Below are 13,632 nucleotides of genomic sequence, written 5' to 3' on the forward strand. Positions count from 1 at the left end.
GGTTTCCAGTATGGGATGCGTGAAGGGTGGTGACCCGTCCGGCACCGGGCCGCGGGGGCCCGGTGCCGGACGGGTCCGGTACCGATCTTCGCCGGACTACTTGACGCCGAGCCACGCCTCGATGGGGTGGAGCGCGAAGAAGATCACGAAGATGACGGTGAGCGCCCACATGAAGGCACCGATTTCGCGGGCCTTGCCCTGCGCGACCTTGATGGCCACGTAGGAGAGCACACCGGCGGCGACACCGGGGGTGATCGAGTACGTGAACGGCATGATCACGACGGTCAGGAAGACCGGGATCGCGGTCGCGGCGTCGGCCCAGTCCACGTGGCGGGCGTTCTGCATCATCATGGCGCCGATGACGACCAGGGCCGCGGAGGCGACCTCACCCGGGACGATCTGGGTGATCGGGGTGAAGAAGAGGCAGGCGGCGAAGAGCAGACCGCTGACGACGGAGGCGAGGCCTGTGCGGGCACCCTCACCGACGCCGGTGGCGGACTCGACGAAGACCGTCTGGCCGGAGCCGCCGGCGATGCCGCCGATGGCGCCACCGGCACCGTCGATGAACAGCGCCTTGGACAGGCCCGGCATGCGGCCCTGGTCGTCGGCCAGCTTGGCCTCGGTGCCGACGCCGATGATGGTGGCCATGGCGTCGAAGAAGCCGGCGAGCACGAGGGTGAAGACGATCATGCCGACGGTCATGACGCCGACGTCGCCCCAGCCGCCGAACTCGACCTTGCCGAAGAGCGAGAAGTCGGGCATGGAGATCGCGGAACCGTCGAGGACCGGCGGACCGTTCTTCCAGGCCTTCGGGTCGATGTCGACGACGGCGTTGACGATCGCCGCGATGACGGTGCCGCCGACGATGCCGATCAGGATCGCGCCCGGGACCTTGCGGGCCTGGAGCATGAAGATCGCCAGCAGGGTGACGCAGAAGATCAGGACCGGCCAGCCGGCGAGCTCGCCGACCGAACCGAGCTGGACCGGAGGACCGAACTCGGGGCCCTTGCCGACGAAGCCGGCCTTCACGAGACCGATCAGGGCGACGAACATGCCGATGCCCATGGTGATCGCGTGCTTGAGCGCGAGCGGGATCGCGTTCATGATCATCTCGCGGAGGCCGGTGACGACCAGGAGACAGATCACGACGCCGTACATCACGCACATGCCCATGGCCTGCGGCCAGGTCATCTGCGGGGCGACCTGCGAGGACAGGACGCCGGAGACGGACAGGCCGGCGGCGAGGACCAGCGGGACCTTGCCGATGAAGCCCATCAGGAGGGTGGTCGCGGCCGCGGCGAACGCGGTGGCCGTGATCAGGGCCTTCTGGCTCATCGTGTCTCCGGCGACGTCCTTGCCGGAGAGGATCAGCGGGTTGAGCAGGAGGATGTACGCCATCGCCATGAAGGTCGTGACGCCGCCACGAATCTCGGTGCCGACGCTCGACCCTCTATGGGTGATGTGAAAGTAACGGTCGAGCCAAGAACTGCCGGCCGGGCGGGGAGAGCTTTCTTCCGGCTCTTCTTCGGTGGTCTTGGACTCCACAGACGACTGGGTCATGGTGCCTAACTCCCAAGGTTCAAAGGGGCACCCGCATAAAGATTGGAGACGCGGGATTTGGGAAACTGCGTTGGCTGCACGACCCGGGGTGACGGCCCGAGGCGACGCGAATGTGCACTGCGTGTACTGCGGGTAGCTGCGGGGGTGACCGCTGGTACTACGTGGGGGGTTTTGCAGGGGTACTGCGGGTGAAGCTGACCGCGAGCGGTGCGGTTACTTCGGTGCTCCGGGCGGTGCGGGCGGCAAGTGTGACGTTCCCGTGCCGCACCGCCCGGAGAGTCTGAGGGGGTCCGGGGACCTGACGGCCCCCGGACCGCCGTCCCTAGAGGGTCCCGGTGAGGGCTTCCGGACGGATCGGCGTCTTGTTCAGTTCCAGACCGGTGGCCGCCCGGATGGCCGCGAGGACGGCCGGGGTGGACGACAGGGTCGGGGCCTCGCCCAGACCGCGAAGGCCGTACGGCGCGTTCGGGTCGGCGAGCTCCAGGACGTCGACCGGGATGGTCGGGGTGTCGAGGATGGTCGGGATCAGGTAGTCCGTGAAGGAGGGGTTGCGCACCTTCGCGGTCTTCGGGTCCACGATGATCTCTTCCATGACCGCCACGCCGAGACCCTGGGTGGTACCACCCTGGATCTGGCCCACCACGGAGAGCATGTTGAGCGCCTTGCCGACGTCCTGCGCGGTCGCCAGCTCGACGACCTTGACCAGGCCGAGCTCGGTGTCCACCTCGACGACCGCGCGGTGCGCGGCGAAGGTGTACTGGACGTGGCCGTCGCCCTGGCCGGTGACCAGGTCGAACGCCACGGTCGGACGGTGACGGAACTCGAGTTCGAGGTCGATGGCCTCGTTCTCCAGGATGTCGGCGATGTCCGCGAGGACCTCACCGCCGTCCGTGACGACCTTGCCGCCCTCCAGGAGGAGCTCCGCGTGGGCCCACGCCGGGTGGTACGAGCCGTTCTTGCGGCGGCCCATCTCCAGCAGCGCCTCGCGCACGGCCTCACAGGTGTTCTTCACGGCGCCACCGGTCATGTACGTCTGCCGCGAGGCGGACGTGGAACCGGCGGAGCCGACCTGCGTGTCGGCCGGGTGGATGGTCACCTGCGTGACGCCCAGCTCGGTACGGGCGATCTGCGCGTGGACGGTGACACCGCCCTGGCCGACCTCCGCCATGGCCGTGTGGACCATCGCGACGGGCTCGCCGTTGATGACCTCCAGGCGCACGCGGGCGGTGGAGTAGTCGTCGAAGCCCTCGGAGAAGCCGACGTTCTTGATGCCGACCGCGTAGCCGACGCCGCGGACGACGCCCTCGCCGTGCGTGGTGTTCGACAGACCGCCCGGCAGCGCGCGGAGGTCCGCGGCCTCGCCGGCGGTCTCCCACTGGCGCTCCGGCGGCAGCGGACGGGCCTTGACCCGGCGCAGCAGCTCGGCGACCGGGGCCGGGGAGTCCACGACCTGGCCGGTGGGCATGATCGTGCCCATCTCCATGGCGTTCAGCTGGCGGAACTCGACCGGGTCCATGCCCAGCTTCGCCGCGAGCTTGTCCATCTGGGCCTCGTACGCGAAGCAGGCCTGGACGGCGCCGAAGCCGCGCATCGCGCCACAGGGCGGGTTGTTCGTGTAGAGCGCGATCGCCTCGATGTCCACGTCGTCGATGACGTACGGGCCCACCGAGAGGGAGGAGGCGTTGCCGACGACGGCCGGGGAGGCCGAGGCGTAGGCACCGCCGTCGAGCACGATCTTGCACTTCATGTGCGTGATCTTGCCGTCCTTGGTGGCGCCGTGCTCGTACCAGAGCTTCGCCGGGTGGCGGTGCACGTGGCCGAAGAAGGACTCGAAGCGGTTGTAGACGATCTTGACGGGCTTGTTCGTGGCCAGGGCCAGGAGGCAGGCGTGGATCTGCATCGAGATGTCCTCGCGGCCGCCGAAGGCACCGCCGACGCCGGAGAGCGTCATGCGCACCTTCTCCTCGGGCAGGCCGAGGACGGGGGCGATCTGCTTGAGGTCCGAGTGCAGCCACTGCGTGGCGACGTAGAGGTCGACGCCGCCGTCCTCGGAGGGCACGGCGAGGCCGGACTCCGGGCCGAGGAAGGCCTGGTCCTGCATGCCGAAGGTGTACTCGCCCTCGACGATCACGTCGGCCCGCTTGCGGGCCTCCTCCACGTTGCCGCGGATGATCGGCTGGCGGTGCACGATGTTCGGGTGCGGGACGTGACCGGAGTGGTGGTCGTCGCGGCCCGGGTGGATCAGCGGCGCGTCGGCGGCGAGGGCGGAGGCCTCGTCCGTGACGAGCGGCAGCTCCTTGTACTCGATCTTGATCTTGGCGGCCGCGCGGCGGGCGGTCTCCGGGTGGTCGGCGGCCACGAGGGCGACCGGCTCGCCGTGGTGGCGTACGCGGCCGTTGGCCAGGACCGGGGTGTCCTGGATCTCCAGGCCGTAGTTCTTCATCTCGGCCGGCAGGTCGTCGTACGTCAGGACCGAGTAGACGCCCGGCATGGCCAGGGCCTCGGAGATGTCGATGGAGACGATCTCGGCGTGGGCGACGGTGCTGCGCAGGGTCTGGCCCCAGAGCATGTCCTCGTGCCACATGTCCGAGGAGTACGCGAACTCACCGGTGACCTTGAGGGTGCCGTCCGGGCGGAGCGTGGACTCGCCGATGCCGCCCTTGGTGTGCTTCTGGGTGACGTTCGTCGGCGTCCCGGAAGGCGTGGTGCGGGTGTTGGCCATGATCAGACAGCCTCTCCCTGACGGGCGGCCGCGAGGCGGACCGCGTCGAGGATCTTCTCGTAGCCCGTGCAGCGGCAGAGGTTGCCGGACAGGGCCTCACGGATGTCCTGGTCGGACGGGGACGAGTTGCTCTCCAGCAGCGCGTCGGCCTGCACCAGCAGACCCGGGGTGCAGAAACCGCACTGGACGGCGCCGGCGTCGATGAACGCCTGCTGGATGTTGGAGAGCTCCACGCCCTCACCGGTCTGGGAGTCGGTGCCCTTGGCGGACCACTGCTTGGCCTCGTCCGTGGACACGCCCTTGCCGCCGCCGCACGCGCCGGTGCCGCAGCCGTGGCCGTGCTCCTCGCGCTGCTTGGCGAAGTCGGCCAGACCCTCGACGGTCACGACGTCGCGGCCCTCGACCTGACCGGCCGCGACCAGGCAGGAACAGACCGGCACGCCGTCGAGGCGGACGGTGCAGGAACCGCACTCGCCCTGCTCACAGGCGTTCTTCGAACCCGGCAGGCCCAGGCGCTCGCGCAGGACGTACAGGAGGGACTCGCCCTCCCAGACGTCGTCGGCTTCCTGCGGACGGCCGTTGACAGTGAAATTGACGCGCATGATTACGCAGCCCCTTCAAGCGAGCGGCCGTTGGTGCCGCGGTACTGCTCCCAGGTCCAGACGAGCTGGCGGCGAGCGAGGATGCCAACCGCGTGACGGCGGTACTTCGCCGTGCCACGGACGTCGTCGATCGGGTTGCACGCGGCGGACGCGAGCTCACCGAACTGCTTGGCGATCGACGGGGTGATGACCTTGCCGTTGTCCCAGAAACCGCCCTCTTCGAGCGCGGCGTTCAGGAACTCCTCGGCGGCCTTCGCCCGGACCGGGGTCGGGGCGGCGGAGCCGATGCCCGTGCGCACGGTGCGGGTGTCGGGGTGCAGCGCGAGGCCGAAGCCGCACACGGCGATGACCATCGCGTTGCGGGTGCCGACCTTCGAGTACTGCTGGGGGCCCGTGGCGTTCTTGATGTGGACCGACTTGATCAGCTCGTCGGCGGCGAGCGCGTTGCGCTTCACGCCGGTGTAGAACTCGTCGATCGGGATCATGCGGGAGCCGCGTACGGACTCCACCTCGACCTCGCAGCCGGCGGCCAGCAGGGCCGGGTGGGAGTCACCGGCGGGGGAGGCGCAACCGAGGTTGCCGCCGACACCGCCGCGGTTGCGGATCTGCGGGGACGCGACCGTGTGCGAGGCGAGCGCGAGACCCGGCAGCGTCGCGCGCAGGTTCTCCATGATCTGGGTGTACGGAACGGAGGCACCCAGCTTGGTGACCTCCTCGCCGACCTCCCACTCCCGCAGCAGCTCGATGCGGTTGAGGTCCAGGAGGTATTCCGGACGGCGGTGGTCGAAGTTGATCTCGACCATGATGTCGGTGCCACCCGCAATCGGCACAGCTGTGGGGTACTCGGCCTTGGCGGCGAGTGCCTCCTCCCAGCTGGCGGGGCGAAGGAAGTCCATGTGCGGCTCTCTTCTTCTTAGTCGGGCCGTTCACTTCAAGCCAGGAGGCCTAGGGGCCCTCGACTGGTCGTTCACGTGCTGTTAACGCGGTGTGGAGCCAGTACACAAGCCCCACGTCCCGGGGTGCAGTCACCGAAACCATGAAGGAGTTGGCTGGGGGCCTCCCTCGTCTTGTAGATTCGTATGAAAGGCAGGATGCGACGACCTGCCCGATTTCCAACGGCAACATTCGAGACAGATCGGCGGCGACATCATGCGGCTGCGCGCACTGCTGGAAACCGAGGCGCTGGGGCTGCGGCTGCTGGGCGGCGAGGAAGAACTCGACCGGACGGTCCGCGGGGTCATGACGACCGACCTGAGGGATCCCAGCCGATACCTCTCCGGAGGAGAACTCGTCCTCACCGGCCTGGCATGGCGAAGAAATTCAGCCGACTCCGAGCCGTTCGTACGAATCCTTGCGAGCGCCGGAGTGGCCGGCCTCGCGGCGGGCGAGGCCGAGCTCGGGGACATCCCCGATGATCTGGTTTCAGCCTGTCGGCGCAACCGGCTCCCACTGTTCGCCGTGAACGAGGACGTTGCATTCGCCACCATCACGGAGTACGTGGTGCGGCAGGTCTCCGGCGAGCGCGCGGGCGACCTCGCGGCCGTCGTCGACCGCCACCGGCGGCTGATGACCTCGGGGCCGGCGGGTGGTGGACCCGATGTGGTGCTGGATCTGCTCACCACGGACCTCGATCTGCGGGCCTGGGTGCTCTCCCCCACCGGGCGGCAGATCGCCGGGGCGGGCGAGCCCCTGGCCCCGGGCATCTGCGCGACGCTGGCGAGCGAACACCTTGCGGCGGTCCGGACCGGCCGCAGGGGCCCGCACCGGCTGTCCATCCAGGGTATTACCTACTCCCTCTTCCCGATCAGGGGAGCGGGCCGCGGCCAGGCCCCCGGGGGCCGTGACGTGCGCGAGAGCGTGCTGTCCGACTGGCTGCTGGCCGTCGAGGCGGACGCGGGCGACTGGCCGGCCGAGCGGCTCGACCTGCTCCAGGGGGTCACCCAGCTGATCGCCGTCGAGCGGGACCGCCGCGACGCGGCCCGTACGGTGCGGCGCCGGCTGGCGCAGGAGGTGCTGGAGCTGGTCCAGACGGGCGCCCCGCCCGCCGAGATCGCCGCCCGCCTGCGGGTGGCCGCCCCGGTGCTGCTGCCCGGGCTGGGCACCGCCCCGCACTGGCAGGTCGTGGTGGCGCGGGTGGACTGGGAGGGCGGGGACATCCCCGGCGGACCCGTGGCCCAGTCGCTGCTGGAGGAGATCCTGGTCGACCCGTCGCTGTCCGGTCCGGAGCCGTCCGACCGGATCGCGGTGGCCCACGCGGGTGACGAGGCGATCGCCCTCGTGCCGCTGCCCGCCCTCTCCGCCGACCCCGGCGAGGACAAGGGCCCGGACGCCGCCCTGCACGCCGACGCGCTGCTGGCCACCGTACGCGAGCCCCTGGCGGCCGGTCTGGCCGACGACGGCCGGCTCACGCTGGGCGTCAGCGCGGCCGTGCACTCCGCCGAGGGGCTGCGCGGGGCGCTGGAGGAGGCCCGGCACGCCCGCCGGGTCGCCGCCGCCCGCCCGGGCCGGGTCTGCGCCGCCGGCCACCACGAGCTCGCCTCGCACGTGCTGCTGCTGCCGTTCGTCCCGGACGACGTGCGCCGCGCCTTCACGGCCCGGCTGCTGGACCCGCTGCGGGACTACGACCGCCGGCACCGGGCCGAGCTGATCCCGACCCTGGAGGCGTTCCTCGACTGCGACGGCTCCTGGACCCGCTGCGCGACGCGGCTGCACCTGCACGTCAACACGCTGCGTTACCGGGTCGGGCGAATCGAGCAGCTGACGGGGCGCGACCTCTCCCGCCTGGAGGACAAGCTGGACTTCTTCCTGGCACTGCGCATGAGCTGACGAAATCCTCCCCGAGGGCCCGCACCGGGGCGGCTGACGAACCGTCCGGACTTTGTGAAAGAGTTCACCCGACCCCTTGGCCGAGGCAGCCGATCCGTGCTCTCATTTCGCCCCAGGGCTCAACGACGTGCTGCTTGGTTGCTTCGGGGAGGGCAATGTGGCGGATACCGCCATGTCCGGTGCGGGATCGACGGGGGGCGACGACCCCCTCCAGCGGGCGATATGGCGGCTGCGCTCGCGCGGCTGTTGGACGGATGCGGCGGCCCTGCTGACGCCGCACGCGCACGAGGCCGGGGCGGCGGTCCAGCGGACCGCGCTCCTGGTGGAACGGTGCCTGTTCACCGGGCAGGGATGGAGCGAGGCGGAGGACGCGCTGCGGGTGGCGGAGGCCACGGCCCGCGACGACGACGAGCGCGGGGCGGCCGCCTGCGAGCGGGGCCAGCTGGCCTACGCCGCGACCGTGCTCGGCGTACGGGACAGGGCGGACGAGGCCCGCTCGGCGCTCGGCCGGGCGGCGGCCCTGCTGTCCCCGGGGTCGCGGACCCGCCCGCTGCTGGACTTCCGGCGGGGCCTGGTCGCCGAACACCTGGCGGACGCCCCGCAGGCGGCCCGGCCGGCCTACCACCGCGCCCACGCCGGGGCGGCGGCGCACGGGGACACGCTGCTGCTGTCCTTCACCTGGCGCCATCTGGCCGCGCTGTCGCTGCGGGACGGGGAGGTGGCCGAGGCACGCAAGGGGTTCGCGGAGTCCCTGCGGATCCGGGAGGACCTGGGCTTCCTGGTGGGCACGGCGCCGGCCCTCGCGGCCCTGGCGGAGGCCGAGCCGGAACCGGAGGCCTCGCGGCTCCGCGCGGAGGCCCGCCGCCTGTTCCACCTGCTGGGCGGCATCCCCACCTGGATGGCGGACCAACTCCAGCCGGCCGGGCCCTGACCCCCCGCTGCGGCTACGCGCCCGCGAAGTGTTCGCGGACCAGGGATTCGACCACCGGGAGGTCCCGGGCGATCAGTGCCTCCAGCAGGGCCGAGTGCTCGGCCGCGTCGGCCACCAGATCGGCCCGGCGCACCCGCGGAGCCCCCGGCAGCGGCCACTGCGCCCGCCGGTGGAGCTCCTCGGCGATCTGCACCAGCTGGGCGTTGTCCCCCAGCGACAGCACCGCCCGGTGGAAGGCCCGGTCCGCGTCCGCGTACGCCGGCACGTCCCCGGCGGCCGCCGCCTCGGCCGTGGCGTGGGCCGCCGGCCGCAGGGTCTCCCAGGTGTCGGCGGGCACCGAGCGGGCCAGCCGGAGCATCACCGGCACCTCGATCAGGGCCCGTACCTCGGCCAGCTCGGCCAGGCTCCGGGCGGTCCGGGTCAGCACCCGGAAGCCCCGGTTGGGCAGGCACTCCACCGCCCCCTCCAGCGCCAGCTGCTGCATCGCCTCGCGGACGGGGGTCGCGGAGACCCCGAAGCGCAGGCCGAGCACCGGGCCGGAGTAGATCTCCCCCGGCGCGAGGTCCCCGTCGACCAGCGCCGCGCGCAGCGCGTCGAGGACCTGCCCGCGCACCGAATGCCGCAGCACCTTCTGGGCCGGTACCAGCGGCCCGGCCGGCACCAACCGCTCCGGTTCCGTCGGTACGGACTGTTCCACCCCCAGGGCATGGGCCGCTTCGCGCACTCGGTCCTCCTCCGGGTCTCGACCGGTTCCGAGGATAGGTGACGGCCCCGGGGCGCGGCCGGGGACGAGGCGCGCATCACCGGGCACGGGCGGCGGAGGACACCCGGAGCAACCCTTTCGGCCGAGCGCGTGCGGACGGATCACCGGAGATCAGATAAGGTTAGGCTAACCTTGCCAACAACGCGTGATTCGGTGGTCCGTCATGACCGGCTCGGCAACCCCCGTCCCGATCCCGCCCGCACCCGCCCCGGCCGGCTCTCCGGTGGCGCGTGCGTACGAGCGCCTGACGGCCGCCCACCCCGGCCTGCGGATCCGCGAGCACGGCGCGCACGAACCCCTCCCTCGCGGTGCGGGATGGGTCGGCGCGCACGAACTCGCGGCGGGCGGCGAGGCGCTGGACGCCCATCTCGCCTGGGACGCGGCCCAGGTGGTACGGGACTACGGGCGCCCGGCACGGCCCGACGTGACGGCGGGCTTCGGCCTGCACCGGTACGCCTGGCCTGCCTGCCTGCTGATCACGGTCCCGTGGTTCCTGGAGCGCAGGGTGCCCCGGCTGCCGGTGGACCGGGTGGCCTTCCACCGGACCGAGGGGCGGATGGCCGTACGCGTCGAGGAGTTCGCCTGCCTTCCGGACGACCCCGCGGCCGCCCTCCCCGGGGCGCGGACCGTGGCCGGCGAGGAGGTGCTGCGCGAGGAGTTGCGGGCGGCGGTGGCCGAGCACCTCGGACCGCTGCTGGAGGGGTTCCGCCCGCGGATGCGGCGCGGCCCGCGCGCCCTGTGGGCGATGGCCGCCGACGAGATCGTCGAGGGCCTCTGGTACCTCGGGAGCCTGCTCGGCGAGGAGCGGCGGGCGGTGCGCGAGCTGGAGCTGCTCCTGCCCGGCGCCCTCGCCCCCTACACGGCGGGCGCGGGCTTCCGTACGCTCACCGGCCCCGGCGGGGCGGAGCTGACCACCCGGGACCGGGCCGGCTGCTGCTTCTTCTACACGGTCCGCCCGGAGGACACCTGCACGACCTGCCCCCGTACCCGCGACGCGGAGAGGGTCGCCCGGCTGACGGCTCCGGCCGGATGAACCCACCCCGCCGGATGAAGCGGATTCGAACTCAACTCGTCATCTCCGAGCAGGAGTTCGAGCCACAACACCCTATCCGACGGGACCCGCCCCCCGATGGCGTCCACTTGACCCGAAACCCACGTGCACCACGGACCGGCTGCGCCACTATGGCGCCCGGAACGCCGCATACGCGAGGCAAGGGACAACCGCATGAGACTGACCGACATATCGCTGGACTGGCTGCTGCCCGGCAGCCTGTTGATCCTGGGCGTGCTTGCGGCAGTGGCGGTGCTGGCCCGGGGCAAGCGTGAGGGCGACAAGGCCGCGGCCGACGACAGCTGGGAACGCAGCGAGGAGCGGCGGCGGCGCAAGGAGGCCGTCTACGGGACCGCCTCGTACGTCCTGCTCTTCTGCTGTGCGGCGGTGGCCGCCGCGCTCTCCTTCCACGGACTGGTCGGCTTCGGCCGGCAGAACCTGAACCTCTCCGGGGGCTGGGAGTACCTGGTCCCCTTCGGCCTCGACGGCGCCGCCATGTTCTGCTCGGTGCTCGCCGTCCGCGAGGCCAGCCACGGCGACGCGGCCCTGGGCTCCCGGATGCTGGTCTGGCTGTTCGCCGGCGCGGCCGCCTGGTTCAACTGGGTGCACGCGCCCCGGGGTTCGGGCCACGACGGCGCCCCGCAGTTCTTCGCCGGGATGTCGCTCTCGGCGGCCGTGCTCTTCGACCGGGCCCTCAAGCAGACCCGCCGGGCGGCGCTGCGCGAGCAGGGCCTGATCCCGCGGCCGCTGCCGCAGATCCGCATGGTCCGCTGGCTGCGGGCCCCCCGCGAGACCTTCGGCGCCTGGTCGCTGATGCTGCTGGAGGGCGTCCGCACCCTCGACGAGGCGGTCGACGAGGTGCGCGAGGACAAGAAGGAGAGGGAGCAGGACCGGCACCGCAGGCGGGAGCAGCACCGTCTGGACCGCGCCCGCATCAAGGCGCTGGGCCGGCAGAACAGGGCGTTCGGGCGGGCCCGGGCGCGTCAGGTCGACCTGCCGGGGCTGACCCCCGGGACGGGCTCCGCGCCGGTCGGCGCGGAGCCGGCCATATCGGAACCGGGACAGCTGCCCTTGCGACGAAGGCCCTCCCTGCAGGCCGTGAACGGAACCGAGTCCGCTGACCCGGCCGGTCCCCGGACGGTGGACCTCACCGCCGAGGACGACACCCAGACGATCCCCCGGCTCGACTCACTGGAGCGCAAACTGAAGGACCTGGAGCAGCAGTTCGGCTAGCCGGACGGCCGCGCACGCCTCAGCGGGGCAGCCCTCGGGCGGCCCCGCTGTCGCATGCCGCGGGCCCCCGCGCCGTCACCCGGCGTCCTCCAGCTCGAACCAGACGACCTTGCCACTGCCCAGCGCCAGCGGGTCCACGCCCCAGACGTCGGCGAGCGCCTCCACCAGGACCAGCCCCCGTCCGTGCGTACCGTCGTCGGCGGACGGTACGTACGGCCTGGGCCGGCGGGCGGCTCCGTCGCGGACCTCGACCCGTAAGCGGGCGTCCTTGACGCTCGCGGACACCTCGGCACCCCCTTCCGTGTGGACGAGGGCATTGGTGACGAGTTCGGTGACCAGCAGTTCGGCGACCCCGGCCGTCTCGGCCCCGCAGCGGTGGCGGAGCAGCTCCCGGAGGTCCCTGCGGACCTCGGCGACCGCCTTGAGGTCGGCCCGGCGCACACTGCGCGTCATCTCCGCCTGGTCCTGCGACGGTTCACGCGGCACGGGCCGCCCTCTCCGCCACGGCTTCCCGGTCTTCGCCCCCACGCGCACGGCGATGTACCTCCCCGTATTCCGGTGCCCGCTTCTCGAACAGGCCTACGGAATGCATGCCCCCGGGGCGGATTCGCACGCATGCCGGCTCAAGGCCCGAACGCGTCAGGGGGGTTGGATCGAGCCATCCGGATGACCCGGGGCGGCCCGCCGCCCGGCCCGGTCCCTTCGGTGCATCGTGCGAATCCGGTCACCGCCGCGGCCCCGTTCCCCGGCGGAACCGACAGCGCACGCGGGCCGTTCACCCCCTGGACCGGAGCGGACCCTTGCGGCGCGCGGCGGATTGCGGTTCAGGGCTCCGTGCGGGGTGAGGCCGGAAACCGGCCCGCCCGACTCGGCCCGATCAGTGCCGTCTTGCCGAAGAGGTCCCTTTCGACGGGCGGGCCGTACTGCACCGGGGTGAGGAAATCTCCTCACGGCATCGAAAAATCGCCATCAACCGCCCTCCGCGCCCTTGACGGTCCCGCGTCACGCCTCCCAGACCGCGGCGGCCGTCCGGTCGTCGGCGTAGCCCTTGACGCGCAGCTGGGTGTCCGCGAGGAAGGCCGCCAGGCCCGGCGCCTCCCCCGTGGACCAGCGGGAGGCGAGCTCGGCCGGCAGCAGGCTCTCCTCGCGCATGGGGTCCGCGAGGCCGCCGGAGCACAGCAGCAGGGTGTCACCCGGGCGGGCCGCGGAGGCACGGAACCGGAAGCCGGTGGGCCCGCCGGCGTCCTCCTCCAGGTCCTGCCAGCGGCCCGCGCGGAGCCGGAAGACCCCGCCCGCGCCGGCGCCGAAGCAGATCCGGTGGGTGCACCGCGGGTCCAGGGGCAGCAGCAGCCCGCGCAGCCCGGCCGTGTAGGCCTCCTGGTCGAGCCCGAGCTCGGCGGCGCGGGCCCGCAGCCGCCCGTACCCCCGGTCGGTGAGCCGCTGGAGGCCCGAGAGCAGGGCCTCGCGGCGGCCCGCCCGGATGTCCTCGGCGAGCCGCTCCCGGCTGCGCCCGACGGCCGCCGCCACGGAGCGCCCCAGTTCGGCGGCGGCCTCGCGGGCGCCGGGGGCGGCCCGGTCGCCGCCGGCCAGGACCACCAGCACCAGGGCGTCGTCCCCGCTGCCGAAGCGGGCGGTGAGCAGGAAGTCCCGGCGGGCGTCGCCCCGGTAGCGGGCGGAGTCCCCGCGCAGGGAGGCGGCGCGCAGGGTGTACGTCCCGTAGCGGGCCCCCTCCAGGACGGTGTCGGGGGTGAGGTAGTCCAGCGCGGCCGGGTCGGCGGCGGGGAGCGCCCCCGGCTCGGCGGCGTAGGTGGGCGCCCGGTCGCCGAGGTGGCTGACGGTCGGCCGCCCGGGCGGTGCGTACGGCTCGGCCAGGGGCTCCGGCCGGGGCTCGCGCTCCGGCTCCGGCCGGGTGACGGGCGGGGGCGGCGGGGCGGCCCGCGGTGG

The 13,632-nt window shown here is 72.4% G+C and carries 11 protein-coding genes; 4 read left to right on the top strand and 7 right to left on the bottom strand.

All coding sequences use genetic code 11. The features are described from left to right. Positions 1-96: 96 nt before the first annotated feature. The 4 genes from AB0F18_RS14110 to AB0F18_RS14125 form a co-directional block, all read right to left on the bottom strand. Positions 97-1,560, bottom strand: coding sequence for an NCS2 family permease (locus AB0F18_RS14110; RefSeq protein WP_362059219.1), 1,464 nt, complete (start codon positions 1,558-1,560; stop codon positions 97-99). A 322-nt stretch (positions 1,561-1,882) separates the two neighbouring features. Continuing rightward, on the bottom strand, positions 1,883-4,282 hold the full coding sequence (gene pucD, locus AB0F18_RS14115; protein ID WP_362059222.1) for a xanthine dehydrogenase subunit D: 2,400 nt from the start codon (positions 4,280-4,282) through the stop codon (positions 1,883-1,885). Positions 4,283-4,284: 2 nt separating this feature from the next. Continuing rightward, positions 4,285-4,884 (bottom strand): (2Fe-2S)-binding protein, encoded by a 600-nt coding sequence (locus AB0F18_RS14120; RefSeq protein ID WP_362059225.1) that lies wholly within the window; start codon positions 4,882-4,884, stop codon positions 4,285-4,287. A gap of 2 nt (positions 4,885-4,886) precedes the next feature. Next, entirely contained in the window at positions 4,887-5,780 is an 894-nt protein-coding gene (locus AB0F18_RS14125) for an FAD binding domain-containing protein (protein WP_183069276.1), read from the bottom strand. Positions 5,781-6,033: 253 nt separating this feature from the next. Between AB0F18_RS14125 and AB0F18_RS14130 the strand changes: the two genes are divergently transcribed. Continuing rightward, a complete protein-coding gene (locus AB0F18_RS14130) occupies positions 6,034-7,710 on the top strand; it encodes a PucR family transcriptional regulator ligand-binding domain-containing protein (RefSeq protein ID WP_362059228.1) in 1,677 nt (558 codons plus the stop codon). Between the two features lie 172 nt (positions 7,711-7,882). Continuing rightward, complete coding sequence (locus tag AB0F18_RS14135) at positions 7,883-8,641, top strand: hypothetical protein (protein WP_362059231.1); 759 nt, start codon at positions 7,883-7,885, stop codon at positions 8,639-8,641. Between the two features lie 13 nt (positions 8,642-8,654). Here AB0F18_RS14135 and AB0F18_RS14140 read toward each other — a convergent pair whose 3' ends face one another. Continuing rightward, on the bottom strand, positions 8,655-9,305 hold the full coding sequence (locus AB0F18_RS14140) for a GntR family transcriptional regulator (protein WP_362059249.1): 651 nt from the start codon (positions 9,303-9,305) through the stop codon (positions 8,655-8,657). A 262-nt stretch (positions 9,306-9,567) separates the two neighbouring features. Between AB0F18_RS14140 and AB0F18_RS14145 the strand changes: the two genes are divergently transcribed. Together AB0F18_RS14145 and AB0F18_RS14150 are read left to right on the top strand one after the other, a co-directional pair. Then, on the top strand, positions 9,568-10,437 hold the full coding sequence (locus tag AB0F18_RS14145; protein WP_362059234.1) for a (2Fe-2S)-binding protein: 870 nt from the start codon (positions 9,568-9,570) through the stop codon (positions 10,435-10,437). 192 nt (positions 10,438-10,629) lie between these two features. After that, entirely contained in the window at positions 10,630-11,688 is a 1,059-nt protein-coding gene (locus tag AB0F18_RS14150) for a DUF2637 domain-containing protein (RefSeq protein WP_362059237.1), read from the top strand. Between the two features lie 75 nt (positions 11,689-11,763). Here the strand turns inward: AB0F18_RS14150 and AB0F18_RS14155 are convergent, their stop codons facing one another. Together AB0F18_RS14155 and AB0F18_RS14160 are read right to left on the bottom strand one after the other, a co-directional pair. Then, positions 11,764-12,141, bottom strand: coding sequence for an ATP-binding protein (locus AB0F18_RS14155; protein ID WP_362059240.1), 378 nt, complete (start codon positions 12,139-12,141; stop codon positions 11,764-11,766). Positions 12,142-12,690: 549 nt separating this feature from the next. Then, positions 12,691-13,632, bottom strand: a 942-nt coding sequence (locus tag AB0F18_RS14160) for a protein phosphatase 2C domain-containing protein (RefSeq protein WP_362059243.1), incomplete at its 5' end; no start/stop codon positions are given.

It is taken from the genome of Streptomyces sp. NPDC029216 (assembly GCF_040648015.1).
Lineage (GTDB): Bacteria > Actinomycetota > Actinomycetes > Streptomycetales > Streptomycetaceae > Streptomyces.

Coding starts and splice junctions, on each gene's coding strand:
- AB0F18_RS14110 (WP_362059219.1), bottom strand. CDS start 1,560: ATGACCCAGTCGTCTGTGGAGTCCAAGACCACCGAAGAAGAGCCGGAA.
- pucD (WP_362059222.1), bottom strand. CDS start 4,282: ATGGCCAACACCCGCACCACGCCTTCCGGGACGCCGACGAACGTCACC.
- AB0F18_RS14120 (WP_362059225.1), bottom strand. CDS start 4,884: ATGCGCGTCAATTTCACTGTCAACGGCCGTCCGCAGGAAGCCGACGAC.
- AB0F18_RS14125 (WP_183069276.1), bottom strand. CDS start 5,780: ATGGACTTCCTTCGCCCCGCCAGCTGGGAGGAGGCACTCGCCGCCAAG.
- AB0F18_RS14130 (WP_362059228.1), top strand. CDS start 6,034: ATGCGGCTGCGCGCACTGCTGGAAACCGAGGCGCTGGGGCTGCGGCTG.
- AB0F18_RS14135 (WP_362059231.1), top strand. CDS start 7,883: ATGTCCGGTGCGGGATCGACGGGGGGCGACGACCCCCTCCAGCGGGCG.
- AB0F18_RS14145 (WP_362059234.1), top strand. CDS start 9,568: ATGACCGGCTCGGCAACCCCCGTCCCGATCCCGCCCGCACCCGCCCCG.
- AB0F18_RS14150 (WP_362059237.1), top strand. CDS start 10,630: ATGAGACTGACCGACATATCGCTGGACTGGCTGCTGCCCGGCAGCCTG.
- AB0F18_RS14155 (WP_362059240.1), bottom strand. CDS start 12,141: ATGACGCGCAGTGTGCGCCGGGCCGACCTCAAGGCGGTCGCCGAGGTC.